Consider the following 15,922-nt stretch of genomic DNA (forward strand, 5'->3'; position numbering starts at 1 on the left):
TAATTTTATACTTAATAAAAAGTGTGTCATATGCCCCAACAACTAACGAAATGCGGCCTGCTGCTGTTACTGCTATTTCTGAGCTGCCTGCCATTATCGGCGCAGCAAAGAACTGTCACCGGTATTGTACAAAACCAGGAAACCCACGAGCCATTAGTGGGTGTAACGGTAGGTGTAAAAGGAACTGACCGTACCACTTTAACCAATGAAAAAGGTGAGTTTTCCATAGTGGTTTCGGGAAATGAAAGCGTAGTGAAGTTTACCTATATCGGAATGGCCTACCAGGAGATCATAGTAGGGGAGAAAAAAGTGCTGGACATCTCGATGGTCAAGGACAATAAACAAATGGACGATGTGGTGGTGGTAGGTTATGGCACACAAAAAAAGATACACTTAACAGGCGCTGTAGCCACCGTGGATATGAAACAGATACAGGACCTTCCGGTAGGAAGCCTGTCGGCCGCTTTAAGGGGGCAAATGCCTGGCGTATCGGTAAGCGGTGGTTATAGCAGGCCCGGTGATAATGCCACCATTACGATCCGCAATCCGATCTTTTTCTCCAAAGATGGCGGTTCTACAGAGCCATTATATGTAATAGATGATATCATCAGGACTTCTGCCGACTTTAATGTACTGGATGCTTCTGAAATAGAAAATATCTCCATCCTGAAGGATGCCGCCGCCGCTATCTATGGCATACAAGGCGCCAATGGTGTAATTGTGGTGAGAACAAAACGGGGCAAAGCGGGTACGCCTAAAATAAATTACAGTGTATCTTATGGTGTGGCGGAAGCTACTGAATTGCCTAAGATGATGAATGGTTTCCAGCAGGCCACCTACCTGAACAATATGCTCATGGCCGAAAAGAAATTCATTGCTGATGGAACTGACGGCTATAAGGCTGACGCTGATTGGTACTCAGATGATGAACTGGAACACTTTAAAAAGAACAGCACCGACTGGCTGCAGGTTGCCTGGCAGCCTGCTATCACTATGCGTCATGCCTTGAACGTAAGCGGCGGATCGGACAAGGCTACTTATTTTGCCGGCGTTTCCTATACCAACCAAACGGCCAACTTTGATAATATCAATACGGATAAGTGGACCTTCAGGGCCAGCACGGACCTTAAACTGACCATGGGCCTTAAGCTGGGATTGTCGGTAAGCGGTGATGTGTCTAAAAACAAGCGCTATTACAATAAGCAGGGCAGTGAGAGCGTGGATAATGATGTGAAAACACTGGTGGGAACACCCATGTTCAATCCCTATTATGTAAATGGGTTACCTGTATTGTTGACCTCCGCTACGAATAGCCAGGTAGAGAATTTCCACTTTTTCGAAATACAGAAATCCAATAATACGACTGTTGCCAGGAATACCGGCCTCAATGTGCAGGCGACCTTAAATTATGAAGTGCCTTTTGTTAAAGGTTTAAAGTTTGGTCTTAACTACAATAAGAACCTCGAAAACGCTTTCGGTAAGCAATATGGTACCAAATATGTTGTGTACCGGTTTTCAATGCTGGGCGATAAAAAGCATATTTACGGAGGTGATGTTGTCAGCGCCATTACCCTCAGCAATGGCGACCGGGTACGGATCAGCCCTTCCTATTCTGATAACTACCAGTTGAATGCTACTGCCATGTATGACCGCACATTCGGCAAACACCAGATCTCGTTGTTTGCAGGGTATGAACAATATGAGGCAGAGACGGACCTGGTGAATGCGATGCGTGAAGGGGCTATTATTGGTGGATTGGATAATATGAACTATGCGCTGGGAACGAATACTACAGATGAGGTACAAACTGAATTTGGCCGGCTTGCCTATATCGGCCGCATCAATTATAATTATGACAATAAGTACCTGGCAGAGTTCACCATACGGGCCGATGCCAACGTGAACTTCGCTCCTGAATACAGGTGGGGATATTTCCCTTCCATGTCATTGGGTTGGGTGGCTTCACAGGAAGAGTTTTTCAGAAGGAATGTCAGTTTTATAGATTTCCTGAAGATAAGAGGATCCGTTGGTGCACTGGGTAGTGACAATACCAAGGGGTACCAGTACCTTACCAACTATGCTGCACAAACAGGCAGGGCGCCGATATTTGGCGGTAATGGCGACCGGGGGTATGTTATTCTTCCCAACGTATCCATTGCCAATTATGACCTGCGCTGGGATGATGCTATCAAATACAATGCGGGTATTGACATGCAGTTTCTCAATAGCCGCTTATCTGTAACGGCAGATGCCTTCCTGGACCACCGCAAAAACCAGTTAACGACTTTAACCTCTTCTGTTTCCCTGTTGATAGGAGCCACCTTGCCTCCTGAGAATTTTTCTGAAACAAAGAGCTTTGGCTATGAGTTATCAGTAGGCTGGAAAGATAATATTAACGGCAACTGGAGCTATACTATTAATAGCTTTCTCTCCTGGAGCGATAATAAGATGATCATTGTGGACCAGCCGGTAGGTAATGTAGGTACCTATCTCGATGCCATTGGCAGGTCCAACGATAGGGGGGTGTATGGCTTCCATTATCTTGGCATGTTCCGCTCACAGCAGCAGGTAGATGATTATCTCGCTAAGAATCCGGGTTATACCATCATGGGCGATGCGCCCAAGCCTGGCATGTTGTATTACCAGGATGTACGTGGCCCCAAGGATATTTCCGGCAAATACACCGGCCCCGACGGAAAGATCACAGAAGAAGACCAGGATTACCTGACACCTAAATCGAGCAACCATTATGGACTGGGTTTCAACTTTGGCGTCGCTTACAAATCTTTGAGCTTACAGGTAGTGAGTGGTATGTCGTGGGGCGGACAGAATGTTATGGAAAGCGCCGCTGTTAAAAAAGGTTCTGCCACTTCCAACCGGCCGGAATTCTGGAAAGATGTCTGGACGCCTGATAATCCCAATGCGGCCTATCCCAATCCTTACTATAGTAATAACTACGACAGGACTTCTTCCTTCTGGTTTGTCAGTTCCTTTACCTGGCGCATCTCGAACTTTAACCTGAGCTATACGCTTCCCTCCCGCTGGGCCAATAAAGCTGGTTTTGGAAGTGTACGTGCGTTCCTGGTAGGTACCAATCCACTTAACTTATACAACCCTTATTCTTACAGGGATAACACCAGCAATTATGACACCTATCCTGCTATCAGGACTTTCTCCCTGGGTTTAAACATTGGGTTTTAATTCAAAATGATTGCAACAATGAAAACGATTAATATCAATAAATACCATATAGCAGCCGGCCTTGCTGCCTTGTTTACCCTCGCTGCCTGTAACAAGGTGCTTGATAAGTATGATCTTAAGACCATTCCCGGCAGCCTGATCTATAATGATTCTGTGCTGGTAAAGATGAACGTGGATTATCTCTATGAGAACAACTTACCGGCCTGGGCAGGTAACAGCAACCTTTCAGGAAGTATTTCCGCTTCGGCCAACAGCCTGTCGGACGATACTTACGGTGAAAGCAAGTATTTTGAAGGAACCCTCACGGCTTCCGATGTGGGCGATATTGGTACTGCTTTAGCCGCCAACAACAACTATGGAAGGATCCGCATCATCAATATGTTCATCAGGGACGTGAATGCCGGTACACTGCCCGAAGGTACCAAGAACCGTTTCAAGGCGCAGGCATTCTTTTTCAGGGCCTACCGTTATTTTGACCTGGTAAGATTGTATGGCGGCGTTCCTATCGTATTAACAGCTATGGACGCTGTAGGAGAGCAGGCTAAGCGGGACGCTTTGTTGCCCCGTAACGCTACCTCGGAATGTATTGCGCAAATTGTGCAAGACCTGGACAGCGCTATTGCTTACCTGCCTGGTAAATGGACTGCTAACGGCGATTGGGGTCGTATTACCAGTGGTGCAGCGGCCGCTTTCAAAGGAAGGGTATTGCTGACGTATGCGAGCCCACAGTTCAATCCCGGTGACCTGGCAGACAGGTGGCAAAAGGCTTATGATGCCAACCTGCAGGCAAAGACGCTCCTCGATGCCAATAATTTTGGTTTGCATAGCTCCTATGATGGTATGTGGTTTGCGGAAGTAAATAACCCGGAGGCCATCATGATCACCGGGTACAATACATCTACCGGCGACCAGGTGAAAAAGAACAATGGTTATGACAATAGCACCCGCCCTTCCTACCTGGGAACAGGAGGCGGTTCTAATCAGCCTACCTGGGACCTGGTGAAGGCTTATCCCATGAAAGATGGCAAGATGCCGGGAGATGCTACTTCTGCCTATACTTACTCCGATCAGTTATTTTATAAGAACAGGGACCCGCGCTTTGACAAGACCATTGGATATAATGGTTGTACCTGGCATATTAATGCCAACGCCAATTACAGGTTGTGGACATATTACTATAAAAATTCTCAAAACAAAGATGTAACTATAGAAAACAAAGCCTCCAATACCGGTTTCTATACCCGTAAGGCGATCAATACTACTGTTGACATCAGCAATGTTCAGTATTCCGGCACCGATTGGATGGAGATACGTTACGCGGAAGTACTGCTGAACCTGGCGGAAAGCGCAGCAGGTATTAACAGGATCGCTGCAGCAGAAGAAGCGTATGCAGGCATGGTAGCTGTACGGAAAAGGGCCGGCCTCGAAGCCGGAGGGGGTAACTTGTATGGTCTGAAAGCAGGTATGAGCAGGGCAGAACTTTTTGATGCTATCTTATTTGAAAGAAGGATAGAGTTTACTTTTGAAGGCAAACGTTTCTGGGACCTGCGCCGTTGGCGGAAAATTGAAGCTGTGTTAAATGGCACACGCCGGCAAAAAGTAACCATTAACCTGAAAACAGGCGCCGGCATTCCTACTGCGGCAGATTTTGCCAACCCTGCCAGTCCCAATTATCGTGATAAAGTAGACCTGGATGTGGCCTATACCAATTATTTCCAGCTTGTAACTGGTAACCTGGATACAAAATATACGATCAACTGGAAACCAGAATATTATTTCTTTGGCATTCCGCTGAATACTATGAATAACAATCCCGGTATTACCCAAACCGATACATGGGGTGGTCCTTTTGACCCATTGAAATAATAACAGCGTGGATTAATCAACTGATTTAACTATAATACTCGATGAAGCGAACACTTGTGAAAACTATTTCCGTTTTAGGTCTTGTAGTCCTATGTCATCAGGCAAGTGCCCAATATCCTACCATACCTCAAGATGTACAAAAAGCTTCTGACTCCCTGCTGAATGCCGCACGTGTACGTTCGGATGAAGCATGGGCAAAAGCATTACCCATTATCAAAGAAGAAGCGACAAAGGGAAAGCCTTATATACCCTGGGCGGGCAAAGCTGATGACCTGCCCCAGGCATCCATACCTGCTTTTCCCGGTGCGGAAGGTGGTGGTAAATATACTTTCGGAGGACGTGGCGGTAAGGTGCTGGTGGTGACCAACCTGGATGATGATGGCCCCGGTAGTTTACGCTGGGCCTGTGAACAGGGTGGTGCGCGTACCATCGTATTTAATGTAGCGGGTATCATCCGGTTAAAAACACCATTGATCATCCGTGCACCGTATATTACTATTGCCGGGCAAACAGCGCCGGGCGATGGGGTTTGTGTGGCTGGTGAAACAGTATGGATCAACACCCATGATGTGATCATCCGCTTTATGCGTTTCCGCCGTGGTGAAACATGGGTGGGCAGAAGGGATGATGCTATTGGTGGTAATCCCATTGGTAATATTATGATTGACCACGTATCGGCCAGTTGGGGATTGGATGAGAACATGAGTATGTACCGCCATATGTACAATGACAGTACCGGCGCTATTGAACAAAAGCTGCCTACCGTGAATATTACCATTCAGAATTCCATCTTTGCAGAAGCGCTGGATACCTGGAACCACTCATTCGGCAGTACGCTGGGCGGGGAGAACTGTACGTTCATGCGCAACCTGTGGGCCAACAATACAGGCCGTAATCCTTCCATCGGCTGGTATGGTACGTTCAATTTTGTGAACAATGTGGTGTTCAACTGGGTGCACCGTTCTATGGATGGCAGTGATTACCGCGGGCTGTTCAATATTATCAATAACTATTACCAGCCAGGCCCTGCTACGCCAAAGACCTCACTGGTAGGTCATCGTATTCTCAAGCCAGAGAGCGGTCGCAGCAAGCTCAAATACCATGTATATGGCCGTGCCTATGTAAATGGCAATATCATGGAAGGCTATGATGCTATTACCAAAGACAATTGGGATGGTGGCGTGCAGGTAGAAGATGAGCCCAACACAGGTGAGCATAAAGCCTATATGAAATGGGACAAGCCATTGCCCATGCCCGCTATTACAATTGTAGAAACCAAACAGGCGCGGGAATATGTACTGGCCAATGCAGGCGCTATATTGCCTAAAAGGGACCCTGTGGATAGCAGGGTTACAGAACAGGTAAGAACGGGTAAGATCGCGTATAAAGAAGATGTTAAGCTGCCGGAAACACAATTCAAGCACCGCCGGTTGCCGCTGGATTCCTATAAGCAGGGTATCATTACCGATGTGAGCCAGGTAGGCGGTTATCCCGAATACAAAGGCACGCCTTACAAAGACAGCGATAATGATGGCATTCCTGATGCTTATGAAAAGCAACATGGATTAAATGCCAATAATGCGGCGGATGCTGCCCAGTATGCTAAGAGCAAAAGCGGTTATACCAATATTGAAGAATACCTGAATAGTGTGGTGCCGGCCAAAAATGTACAGCCGGTAGTAACAGCGAAAAGAGCTTTTTAAGCGTGAAGTCATGAATCTTCTTCCCCGCAGTGTCTCCTGAAAGGGACGCTGCGGACGACAACAACATAATTACTTGCTGCTTTGCCCCTGCTATTGATGGGGGCAAAGTCTTTTTAAGCAGGACGCCGGAACCAGTTAAATTCGGGTATAAAACAGATTGAACATTGAGCGGCAAACGTCATAATATCCTTGTTATAAGCAGTTTTTTCCTGCTTCACCAGGCAGCCCTGGCCCAGAAAGGCGTCAAGCCTCCACCGGCGCCGGTATTTACAGATGCCAACAGGCAATTGCAGTATACGCCAGACTCCCTGGGTAACCGGGTGCTTGATTTTTCTTACTGCGGTTATGCTTCCGGGGAAAAAGCCATTCCGGAGGCGCCTGTTAAGATAGTAGTACCACCTGTCAATGGCGATGCCACGGCAGCCATACAATCTGCCCTTGATCATGTAAGTGGTTTGCCGGTGGATAAAGCCGGTATCCGGGGCGCTGTATTGTTACAGCAGGGCGTATATCATGTAAATGGAAGCTTGCTCCTGCGTGCTTCGGGCGTAGTATTGCGGGGAAGCGGTTATGGTGAGAAGGGATCCATTATTGCCGGCGATGGTAAAGACCGGGAAACACTGATTAAGATAGGGGGGAAGAAAGACATTGTATTACAAACGCCGGTAGCTATAACGGATGAATATGTACCTGTGAATGCCACTGCTATTCGTGTAGCTACTCCCCATACTTTTAAAGCAGGCGACCAGGTAATGGTCACCCGACCTTGTACCGCCGCATGGATTGCGGCCTTAGGTACTGGTCATTTTGGCGGCGGTATCACCGCCCTTGGATGGAAGTCCGGGCAGCGGGAATTGCAATGGTACCGGAACATTGTATCGGTGAATGGGAATACCATCGTGCTGGATGTGCCACTTACTACGGCATTGGATCGGCAATATGGTGGCGCTACCATTGCCGCTTATACCTGGCCGGGAAAGATCACGCATACCGGCATTGAAAATGTGCAACTGGTATCTGCTTATGATACCAATAATCCAAAAGATGAAGACCATCGCTGGATGGCCATCACTATCAACAATACACAGGATGCCTGGGTGCGGCAGGTAAGCTTCCGGCATTTTGCCGGATCGGCGGTAGCGATCTATGAAAAGGCGACCCGCATTACGGTGGAAGATTGCCAATCACTGCAGCCTGTTTCAGAGATTGGCGGCGAAAGACGCAATACCTTTTTTACAGCAGGGCAGCAAACCCTGTTTCAGCGTTGCTATGCGGAATATGGTATGCATGATTTTGCTACGGGGTTTTGTGCGGCTGGTCCCAATGCTTTTGTACAGTGTGAATCACACCTGCCCTACAGATTCAGCGGTGGTATTGACAGTTGGAGCGCCGGCGTGCTGTTTGATGTGGTACAGGTAGACGGACAAGCCATCAGTTTTATGAACCGTGGACAGGACGGGCAGGGCGCCGGATGGAATATTGCCAACAGTGTGTTGTGGAATTGCAGTGCCTCGCGTATTGATTGCTATAAACCTCCTACGGCCAATAACTGGGCCTTTGGTTCCTGGAGCCAGTTTGCCGGTGATGGTTACTGGGGCGAATCTAACAACAGCATAGAACCACGCAGTTTATATTACAGGCAGTTACAGCAACGTATAGGAGACGCAGCCAGGGAGCGTGTACAGGTAATGCCCATAGAAACAGAAGCTTCCAGCAGTCCCTCCGTGGAAGTAGCTTTACAACTCACCAAACAATCAGTGTCGCCTGCCAAAACCTTATTATCATTTATCGATGAAGCGGCGCAGCGGCAACCGGTCAATACCGATCCCAAAGGAGTGAAGACCATTCAGGAGATTGTTCATAAGCAACCCTCCGCAGCAGCTTTTGCCGGCGCCCTGCATGTGCAGAATGGCTGGCTGTTGCGTGGCGCACAACTCATAACCGGTGGTAAAACTGAAGTGCCCTGGTGGACAGGCAGCGCCCGGCCCTATGGTGTAGACAAAGCCAAGCCTGCGATTACCCGTTTTGTGCCCGGCAGAACAGGAGAGGGCTTAACAGATGACCTGGATGCCCTGACCGATTCCATGAAGGAGGCTAATATTCTTTCGCTGGAACACAATTATGGGTTGTGGTATGAGCGCAGGCGGGATGACCATGAACGCATCCGCCGTATGGACGGAGATGTATGGGCGCCTTTCTACGAGCTGCCCTTTGCCCGCAGTGGTGAGGAAACCGCCTGGGATGGATTGAGCAAATACGATCTTACTAAATACAATTACTGGTACTGGAACCGCCTGCAACAATTTGCCACACTGGCCGACCAAAAAGGGCTGGTGCTGGTGAACCAGCATTATTTCCAGCACAATATCATTGAAGCAGGCGCGCATTATGCCGACTTCCCCTGGCGGCCTGCCAATAACATCAACAATACCGGTTTCCCCGAGCCGCCGCCATATGCGGGTGATAAGCGTATTTTCATGGCCGAACAGTTCTATGATACCAGTCACCCCGTGCGCCGTGCTTTACACAAAACCTATATCCGCCAATGCCTGAACAACTTTGTCAATAACAACGGCGTCATTCATCTCATAGGCGCAGAGTTTACCGGCCCTTTACACTTCGTGCAGTTCTGGCTGGATGAAATTGCGGCCTGGGAAAAAGAGACCGGTAAGCAAGCGATCATTGGCTTAAGCACTACCAAAGATGTGCAGGATGCCATCCTGGCCGATCCTGTGCGTGCGGCCGTAGTGGATGTCATTGATATCCGTTACTGGTATTACCAGCAGGATGGAAAAGCGTATGCACCACTGGGTGGGCAAAACCTGGCGCCGCGGCAGCATGCCCGGCTGCTGAAACCCGAATCCGGTTCACCTGCTACGGTATACAGGGCAGTAGCTGAATACAAACAACGCTACCCGGATAAAGCAGTCATTTATAATGGCGATGGGTATAACCTCAGCGGATGGGCGGTACTAATGGCCGGTGGTTCCATGCCTGACCTTACTATTGGTGATACCAATTTCCTGCGCGCGGTGGCTACCATGCAGCCATTGGTATCAAAAGAGGCGCTGGTAAGAGCATGGGTATTACACAATGCACAAACCGGTTATGTTGTATATGACCTGGCAAAAGATAAGGGAACGGTGGAAGCATCCGTTGATGCAGGTAGTTATACAGTAGCATGGATCAATGGACATAATGGTACTGTACGTACTACAAAAGAAACGGTGAAAGGAGGGAAGGGGGTCAAGGTTGCAAAACCTGATCGCGGTAACTGGATATTATGGTTGAAGAAAAGATAAACTGGATGAAGCGCATACAAATTGTCATAGCATTATTAGTGGTAACAATGGGCCTGCAGGCACAGGTAAAACCCTTGCCTAAGCTGAAGGTATCATCCAATGGAAGGTATTTCACTACGCAATCGGGTCAACCTTTCTTCTGGCTGGGTGATACCGGCTGGTTATTGTTTATTAAGCTCACACGGGAAGAAGCGGTACAATACCTCGAACAGCGGAAACAACAAGGATTTAATGTGATACAGGTAATGGTATTGCACGATGTGCGCAAAGCCGTGAATGTATATGGCGATTCGGCCCTTCTCCACCAGAACGTCGCAACGCCTGCCATTACCAAAGGCAATAATTTCAGCGATGCTGCCCAATATGATTTCTGGGACCATGTGGATTATGTGATTGACCAGGCAGCGCAGCGGGGCCTGTACATGGCGCTGGTGCCGGTATGGGGTACCAATGTCAAGAATGGATGGGTACCGGTAGCTGCTGCTAAACAGTATGCCAGTTTCCTGGGTAACCGCTATAAAAACAAATCGAATATTATCTGGCTCAATGGTGGTGATATTCCGGGTAGTGATTCCATCAATACCTGGAAGCAGATCGGCAGAACACTCCGCGCCACCGATAAGAACCACCTCATTACCTTCCACCCGCGTGGCCGTACCACTTCTTCCCGCTGGTTTCACCAGGAGTCGTGGCTTGACTTTAATATGTTCCAATCGGGCCACCGCAATTATGTGCAGGATACCAGCAAGGGCGAAACGCATTACGGGGAAGACAACTGGAAGTACGTTGATGAAGATTATGCCAAAAGACCTGTAAAACCTACGTTCGATGGAGAGCCTTCCTATGAAGGCATTCCACAGGGATTACATGATACTACCCAGCCTTACTGGAATGACAATGATGTGCGCCGCTATGCTTACTGGAGTGTGCTGGCCGGTGGGGCTGGTTTTACCTATGGTCATAATGCGGTAATGCAGTTCTTCCATGCCGGTGATGCGGGCAGCGCTTACGGTGCTGAAAAATACTGGCAGCCTGCTATGCAGGACCCCGGTGCGCTACAAATGAAATATGTGAAAGAGCTGCTATTGTCAAAACCTTATTTGGAAAGAATTCCCGATCAATCGCTGGTGGCTGATAATGGTGAATGGTATGAAAGGGTAGTGGCTTCGCGCGGTAATAACTATGCTTTGTTGTATACCTATACCGGTAATAAGTTTAAAGTAGTAATGGGAAAGATCAGTGGCGCCAAAGTGCGGGCTTACTGGTTTAATCCTAAAGATGGTACTACACAGCCTGCCGGTACCACAGATAATACCGGCGTGAAAGAATTTGATCCGCCGGGCGGGAAAAAGGAGGGGAATGACTGGGTGCTGATATTGGAGGGAGCTAGTGGTAAGTAGCAAGTGGCTAGTGGGGATAGTCCACTCGCTACTCGCCATTTACCACTAGCTGTTTAATTGAATTGCATGAAGAACTATCTATACATACTTGGTTTGCTCCTGGCTTCCTGTGGTACACAGAAAGAAGTATATATGTTCACCTCCTTCCATGAGCCGGCCAATGAAGGGCTGCGCTTCCTGTACAGCCAGGATGGTTATCACTGGAAGGAGGCGGGTAAAACATTCCTGAAACCGGAGACCGGACTGCAAAAGGTGATGCGCGATCCTTCTATCGCTCAGGGACCCGACGGTACCTTTCATCTCGTGTGGACCAGTAGCTGGCGGGGAGATAAAGGGTTTGGTTATGCATCTTCCAAAGACCTGGTGCACTGGAGTGAGCAACGTTTCATCCCGGTGATGGAAACAGAACCTTCCACGGTGAATGTATGGGCGCCTGAATTGTTTTATGATGCGGACAGTAAACAGTTTATCATCATCTGGGCATCGGCCATACCGGGCCGGTTCGACCGGGGTATTGAAGAAGACAGCAATAACCACCGCCTATATGTGACTGCCACGCCTGATTTTAAAACATTCAGTCCCACCAAACTTTTCCTTGATCCCGGTTTCAGTGTGATTGATGCGGTGATCGTAAAGAAAGCTGATCATGACTATGTACTGGTGCTGAAAGACAATACCCGTCCCAACAGGAATATTAAAGTAGCCTATGGCAGCAGTGCCCTGGGTCCCTATACCAACGTGACGGCTGCTTTTACAGATTCCTTTACCGAAGGGCCGTCTGTAGTAAAGACAGGTAAGGAATGGCTGATCTATTTTGATACCTACCGCGAGAAGAAATATGATGCTGTGAAAACTACCGACTTTAAAACCTTCACGCCGCTGAAGGAGGAGATCAGTGTGCCGGAAGGACATAAACATGGAACGATATTCAAAGTGAAGCAGCAAGTGCTGAAGAAAATATTGCATTAATTATGATCACAAAACATAAGCTACTGTTGCTGTTATTGATGGGTTGCGCTGTGGCAGGCCAGGCGCAGCAGGATACGGTGCGTTATACCGGCAGTACGCTGGTGAAGGTGGATTACCATGATGGCCGGTTGCCGTTGGCAATGGGCGTGCACAATATACAGGTAGTGCGGGCGCACCGCGACCTGAAAGAAGCCAGGCATAGCTTTGGCTGGACCTATAACCATGCGCCCATGCTGGCTTACTGGAATAATACATTTTACCTGGAATACCTCAGCAACCCGGTGGGCGAGCATGTGCCTCCGGGACAAACCTTGCTGGTGACCTCCAAAGATGGCTATCGCTGGAGTGATCCCGTTATTATTTTTCCTCCCTATAAAGTCCCCGATGGATTTAAGAAACCGGAGCGGAAAGGAGTAGCCAACAACCTGTATGCGGTGATGCACCAGCGTATGGGCTTCTATACTGCCTTCAATAAAAAATTACTGGCGCTGGCCTATTATGGCATTGCTATGGATAATAAAGATGATCCCAATGATGGCAATGGTATCGGCCGGGTAGTACGGGAAATAAAAGCCGATGGCAGTTATGGCCCCATTTATTTTATCCGGTACAACCACGACTTCAATGAAAAGAACAGTACTTACCCCTTTTATAAAAGCAGCAAAGACAAAGCTTTTGTAGCAGCCTGTGATGAGTTGCTGTCCAAGCCATTGATGATGCAGCAATGGAATGAGGAAGCTGACAGGAATGATCCGCTGATACCCGTAAAGAAAGAATACAAGGCCCTGAGTTTCTATCACCTGCCCGATGGTCGTGCAGTAGGATTATGGAAGCATGCGCTTACGTCCATCAGCACCAATGATGGAAAAAGCTGGTTGTATAATCCACTCCGGGCGCCGGGATTTGTGAACAGCAATGCCAAGATATGGGGACAGCGGACCAGCGATGGCAAATATGCGACTGTATACAATCCTTCAGAATTCCGTTGGCCCCTGGCCCTTTCTCTGAGTGATGACGGACTGCATTACAACAACCTGCTGCTGGTGAATGGGGAGATTTCGCCCATGCGCTATGGCGGTAATTATAAGTCCTATGGCCCGCAGTATGTGCGGGGTATACAGGAAGGGGATGGCATTCCGCCCGATGGTAAACTGTGGGTTACCTACAGCATGAATAAAGAAGATATCTGGATTGCTTCCGTACCGGTGCCTGTAAGGGATAAAGAAACAAAGGCGGTGGAGGAGACCTTTGCCCAATTGCCGGCAGGGGAGGAACTGCAATACTGGAATATTTATAGCCCGGTGTGGGCGCCTGTATCGGTAGAACAAACAATTGCTGGGGAAGCCCTGGTGCTTAAAGATGGTGATGCACATGATTATGCCAGGGCGGAAAGATTATTGCCGGCTGCTGCAAAAATGCAACTGGAATTTTCGGTTACCCCTACACAGGCCAATCATGGTCAATTGGATATTGAACTACAGGATGCACTGGGGGAGGCGGGCGTTCGGTTTACGTTTGGGGCAGATAGTACCCTGCAATCTAAATCAGGTGCGCGGTACCGGACCTTGCTGAAGTATACGCCGGGCACTACCTATCACATCCGGGTAAATATCAATACAGCCGCGCGTATGTATACCATGAACATCAACGGCAAGGATATTAACCCGCAGCTATTGTTTGCTCCCCTGCATACAGTGGAGCGGATCGTATTCCGTACGGGAGAAGTGCGGCGGTTTCCCACGCCGGATACACCGGCTGACAATTTCACCGACCTGCCGGATGCCGGAAAGCGGGTGCCGGAAGCGGTGTATAGTATTGGGTACCTGAAGGCGAAAGCACAATAAGTGCTGCGAGCTTTGAGCTACGAGCCGCGAGCAAAATACAGGCATCAGTGGTTGGCAATAGCTAAAAAGTAAAATAAGACAATGGAGATTATTAAATATATAGCGTTTGCGGGGTTGGTGATCGTAGTAGGCTGCGCTACATCTAAAAATGCGCAGCAGGGAAAAGGTACTGTGCTGAAAGCAGGTAGCTTTAAACATTATGTGGACTACTTCAACAAGATGGAGGAGGAGAATATTGTGCAGGCGATTCCGAATGACAACGCCTGGCAATGGATGCAACGGAATATTCCCCTGTTTGAATGCCCGCAGCAGAATGTGGAAGAGATCTTTTATTACCGCTGGTGGACCTTGCGCAAGCACATCAAAAAAACACCCGTGGGTTATGCTTTTACCGAGTTCCTGGTGAACCGTTCCTATGCTGACAAATACAACCTCATCAGTTGCGCCCTGGGGCATCACCTCTATGAAGGCCGCTGGCTGCACGATCAGCAGTACCTTGACCAATATGTACACGTATGGTACCGGGGCGATAGTGGCAAGCCCATGAAAAAGCTGCATGGTTTCAGCAGTTGGGCGATATACGCGCTCTACAACCGTTACTTCGTGACTGGTGATTGGCAGTATCTGGTAGACCTGCTGCCCGATCTGGTGAATGACTATACAGCATGGGAAGCAGAAAGGCGTTTACCCAGTGGCCTGTTCTGGCAAAGCGATGTGAAGGATGGTATGGAAGAAACCATCAGTGGCGGACGCCGGGAAAAGAATGCGCGGCCTACTATCAATAGTTACATGTATGGCAATGCGCTGGCATTAGTCCGGATCGCGTCTATGAAAAGGGATCTCACTACGGCCGCTTTGTATTTACGTAAGGCCGATACCCTGAAACAACTGATCCAGGGAAAACTGTGGAACGACCAGCAGCAATTTTTCGAGGTGCGCAAGGAAGGAGGCGATACCCTGGCCAATGTAAAAGAAGCAGTGGGTTTTATTCCCTGGTATTTCAACCTGCCGGATGCCGGTTATGAAACGGCCTGGAAAGCAGTAACGGATGAAAAGACATTCTGTGCACCCTTTGGCCTTACCACGGCCGATCGGAGTCATCCGGGCTTCCGCACCCATGGCTGCTGTAAATGTGAGTGGGATGGTGCTGTATGGCCTTTTGCTACTTCGCAAACACTGACAGCACTGGCCAATGTGTTGAATAACTACCAGCAGAACATCATTGCTGATTCCTCCTGGTTCAAATTACTGAATACCTATGTGGAGTCGCAATACTACCGTGGCCGTCCTTATATCGGGGAATACCTCGATGAAAAAACAGGTTACTGGCTGAAGGGGGATGAGGAGCGCAGTCGCTATTACAATCATTCCACTTTCAATGATCTGATCATTACCGGGCTGGCAGGTTTGCGTCCGCGGGCCGATAATACAATTGAAGTACGTCCCTTGCTGCCGGCCGGTAAATGGGACTGGTTTTGCCTGGATAATGTGCTGTACAGGGGGAAGATCATTACCATCATTTGGGATAAGGACGGAACGAAATACAAAAGAGGGAAGGGGCTGAGTGTGTGGGTAAACGGAGTGAAGAAAGGTGCTGCTGATAAACTTGAGAAGATCATTGTAGAATAAAGAATCCA

8 protein-coding genes are annotated in these 15,922 nt (G+C 48.5%); all 8 read left to right on the forward strand.

The window, feature by feature from the left end:
- The first annotated feature begins 30 nt into the window (after positions 1–30).
- The 8 genes from HB364_RS13040 to HB364_RS13075 all read left to right on the forward strand — a co-directional run bounded on the left by HB364_RS13040 (position 31) and on the right by HB364_RS13075 (position 15,914).
- Positions 31–3,201 carry a SusC/RagA family TonB-linked outer membrane protein gene (locus HB364_RS13040; RefSeq protein ID WP_167288412.1) on the forward strand — a complete coding sequence of 1,057 codons (3,171 nt, stop codon included), beginning with the start codon at positions 31–33 and terminating at the stop codon, positions 3,199–3,201.
- Between the two features lie 18 nt (positions 3,202–3,219).
- A complete protein-coding gene (locus HB364_RS13045; RefSeq protein ID WP_208419944.1) occupies positions 3,220–5,067 on the forward strand; it encodes a RagB/SusD family nutrient uptake outer membrane protein in 1,848 nt (615 codons plus the stop codon).
- A gap of 41 nt (positions 5,068–5,108) precedes the next feature.
- Positions 5,109–6,770: a pectate lyase family protein gene (locus HB364_RS13050; protein WP_167288413.1), complete on the forward strand. Its 1,662-nt coding sequence runs from the start codon at positions 5,109–5,111 to the stop codon at positions 6,768–6,770.
- A 164-nt stretch (positions 6,771–6,934) separates the two neighbouring features.
- Positions 6,935–10,072 (forward strand): DUF6298 domain-containing protein, encoded by a 3,138-nt coding sequence (locus HB364_RS13055; protein WP_208419945.1) that lies wholly within the window; start codon positions 6,935–6,937, stop codon positions 10,070–10,072.
- 5 nt (positions 10,073–10,077) lie between these two features.
- Positions 10,078–11,472, forward strand: a complete 1,395-nt coding sequence (locus HB364_RS13060; RefSeq protein ID WP_167288414.1) for a glycoside hydrolase family 140 protein — start codon at positions 10,078–10,080, stop codon at positions 11,470–11,472.
- A 66-nt stretch (positions 11,473–11,538) separates the two neighbouring features.
- Positions 11,539–12,441: a glycoside hydrolase family 43 protein gene (locus tag HB364_RS13065; RefSeq protein ID WP_208419946.1), complete on the forward strand. Its 903-nt coding sequence runs from the start codon at positions 11,539–11,541 to the stop codon at positions 12,439–12,441.
- 2 nt (positions 12,442–12,443) lie between these two features.
- The gene (locus tag HB364_RS13070) at positions 12,444–14,285 is read left to right on the forward strand and encodes a sialidase family protein (RefSeq protein ID WP_208419947.1); all 1,842 of its coding nucleotides are present in this window, start codon (positions 12,444–12,446) and stop codon (positions 14,283–14,285) included.
- Between the two features lie 81 nt (positions 14,286–14,366).
- Positions 14,367–15,914, forward strand: coding sequence for an MGH1-like glycoside hydrolase domain-containing protein (locus HB364_RS13075; protein WP_167288416.1), 1,548 nt, complete (start codon positions 14,367–14,369; stop codon positions 15,912–15,914).
- Positions 15,915–15,922: the final 8 nt, after the last annotated feature.

The organism is Paraflavitalea devenefica, from assembly GCF_011759375.1.
GTDB classification, from domain to species: domain Bacteria; phylum Bacteroidota; class Bacteroidia; order Chitinophagales; family Chitinophagaceae; genus Paraflavitalea; species Paraflavitalea devenefica.

Coding starts and splice junctions, on each gene's coding strand:
- HB364_RS13040 (WP_167288412.1), top strand. CDS start 31: ATGCCCCAACAACTAACGAAATGCGGCCTGCTGCTGTTACTGCTATTT.
- HB364_RS13045 (WP_208419944.1), top strand. CDS start 3,220: ATGAAAACGATTAATATCAATAAATACCATATAGCAGCCGGCCTTGCT.
- HB364_RS13050 (WP_167288413.1), top strand. CDS start 5,109: ATGAAGCGAACACTTGTGAAAACTATTTCCGTTTTAGGTCTTGTAGTC.
- HB364_RS13060 (WP_167288414.1), top strand. CDS start 10,078: ATGAAGCGCATACAAATTGTCATAGCATTATTAGTGGTAACAATGGGC.
- HB364_RS13065 (WP_208419946.1), top strand. CDS start 11,539: ATGAAGAACTATCTATACATACTTGGTTTGCTCCTGGCTTCCTGTGGT.
- HB364_RS13070 (WP_208419947.1), top strand. CDS start 12,444: ATGATCACAAAACATAAGCTACTGTTGCTGTTATTGATGGGTTGCGCT.
- HB364_RS13075 (WP_167288416.1), top strand. CDS start 14,367: ATGGAGATTATTAAATATATAGCGTTTGCGGGGTTGGTGATCGTAGTA.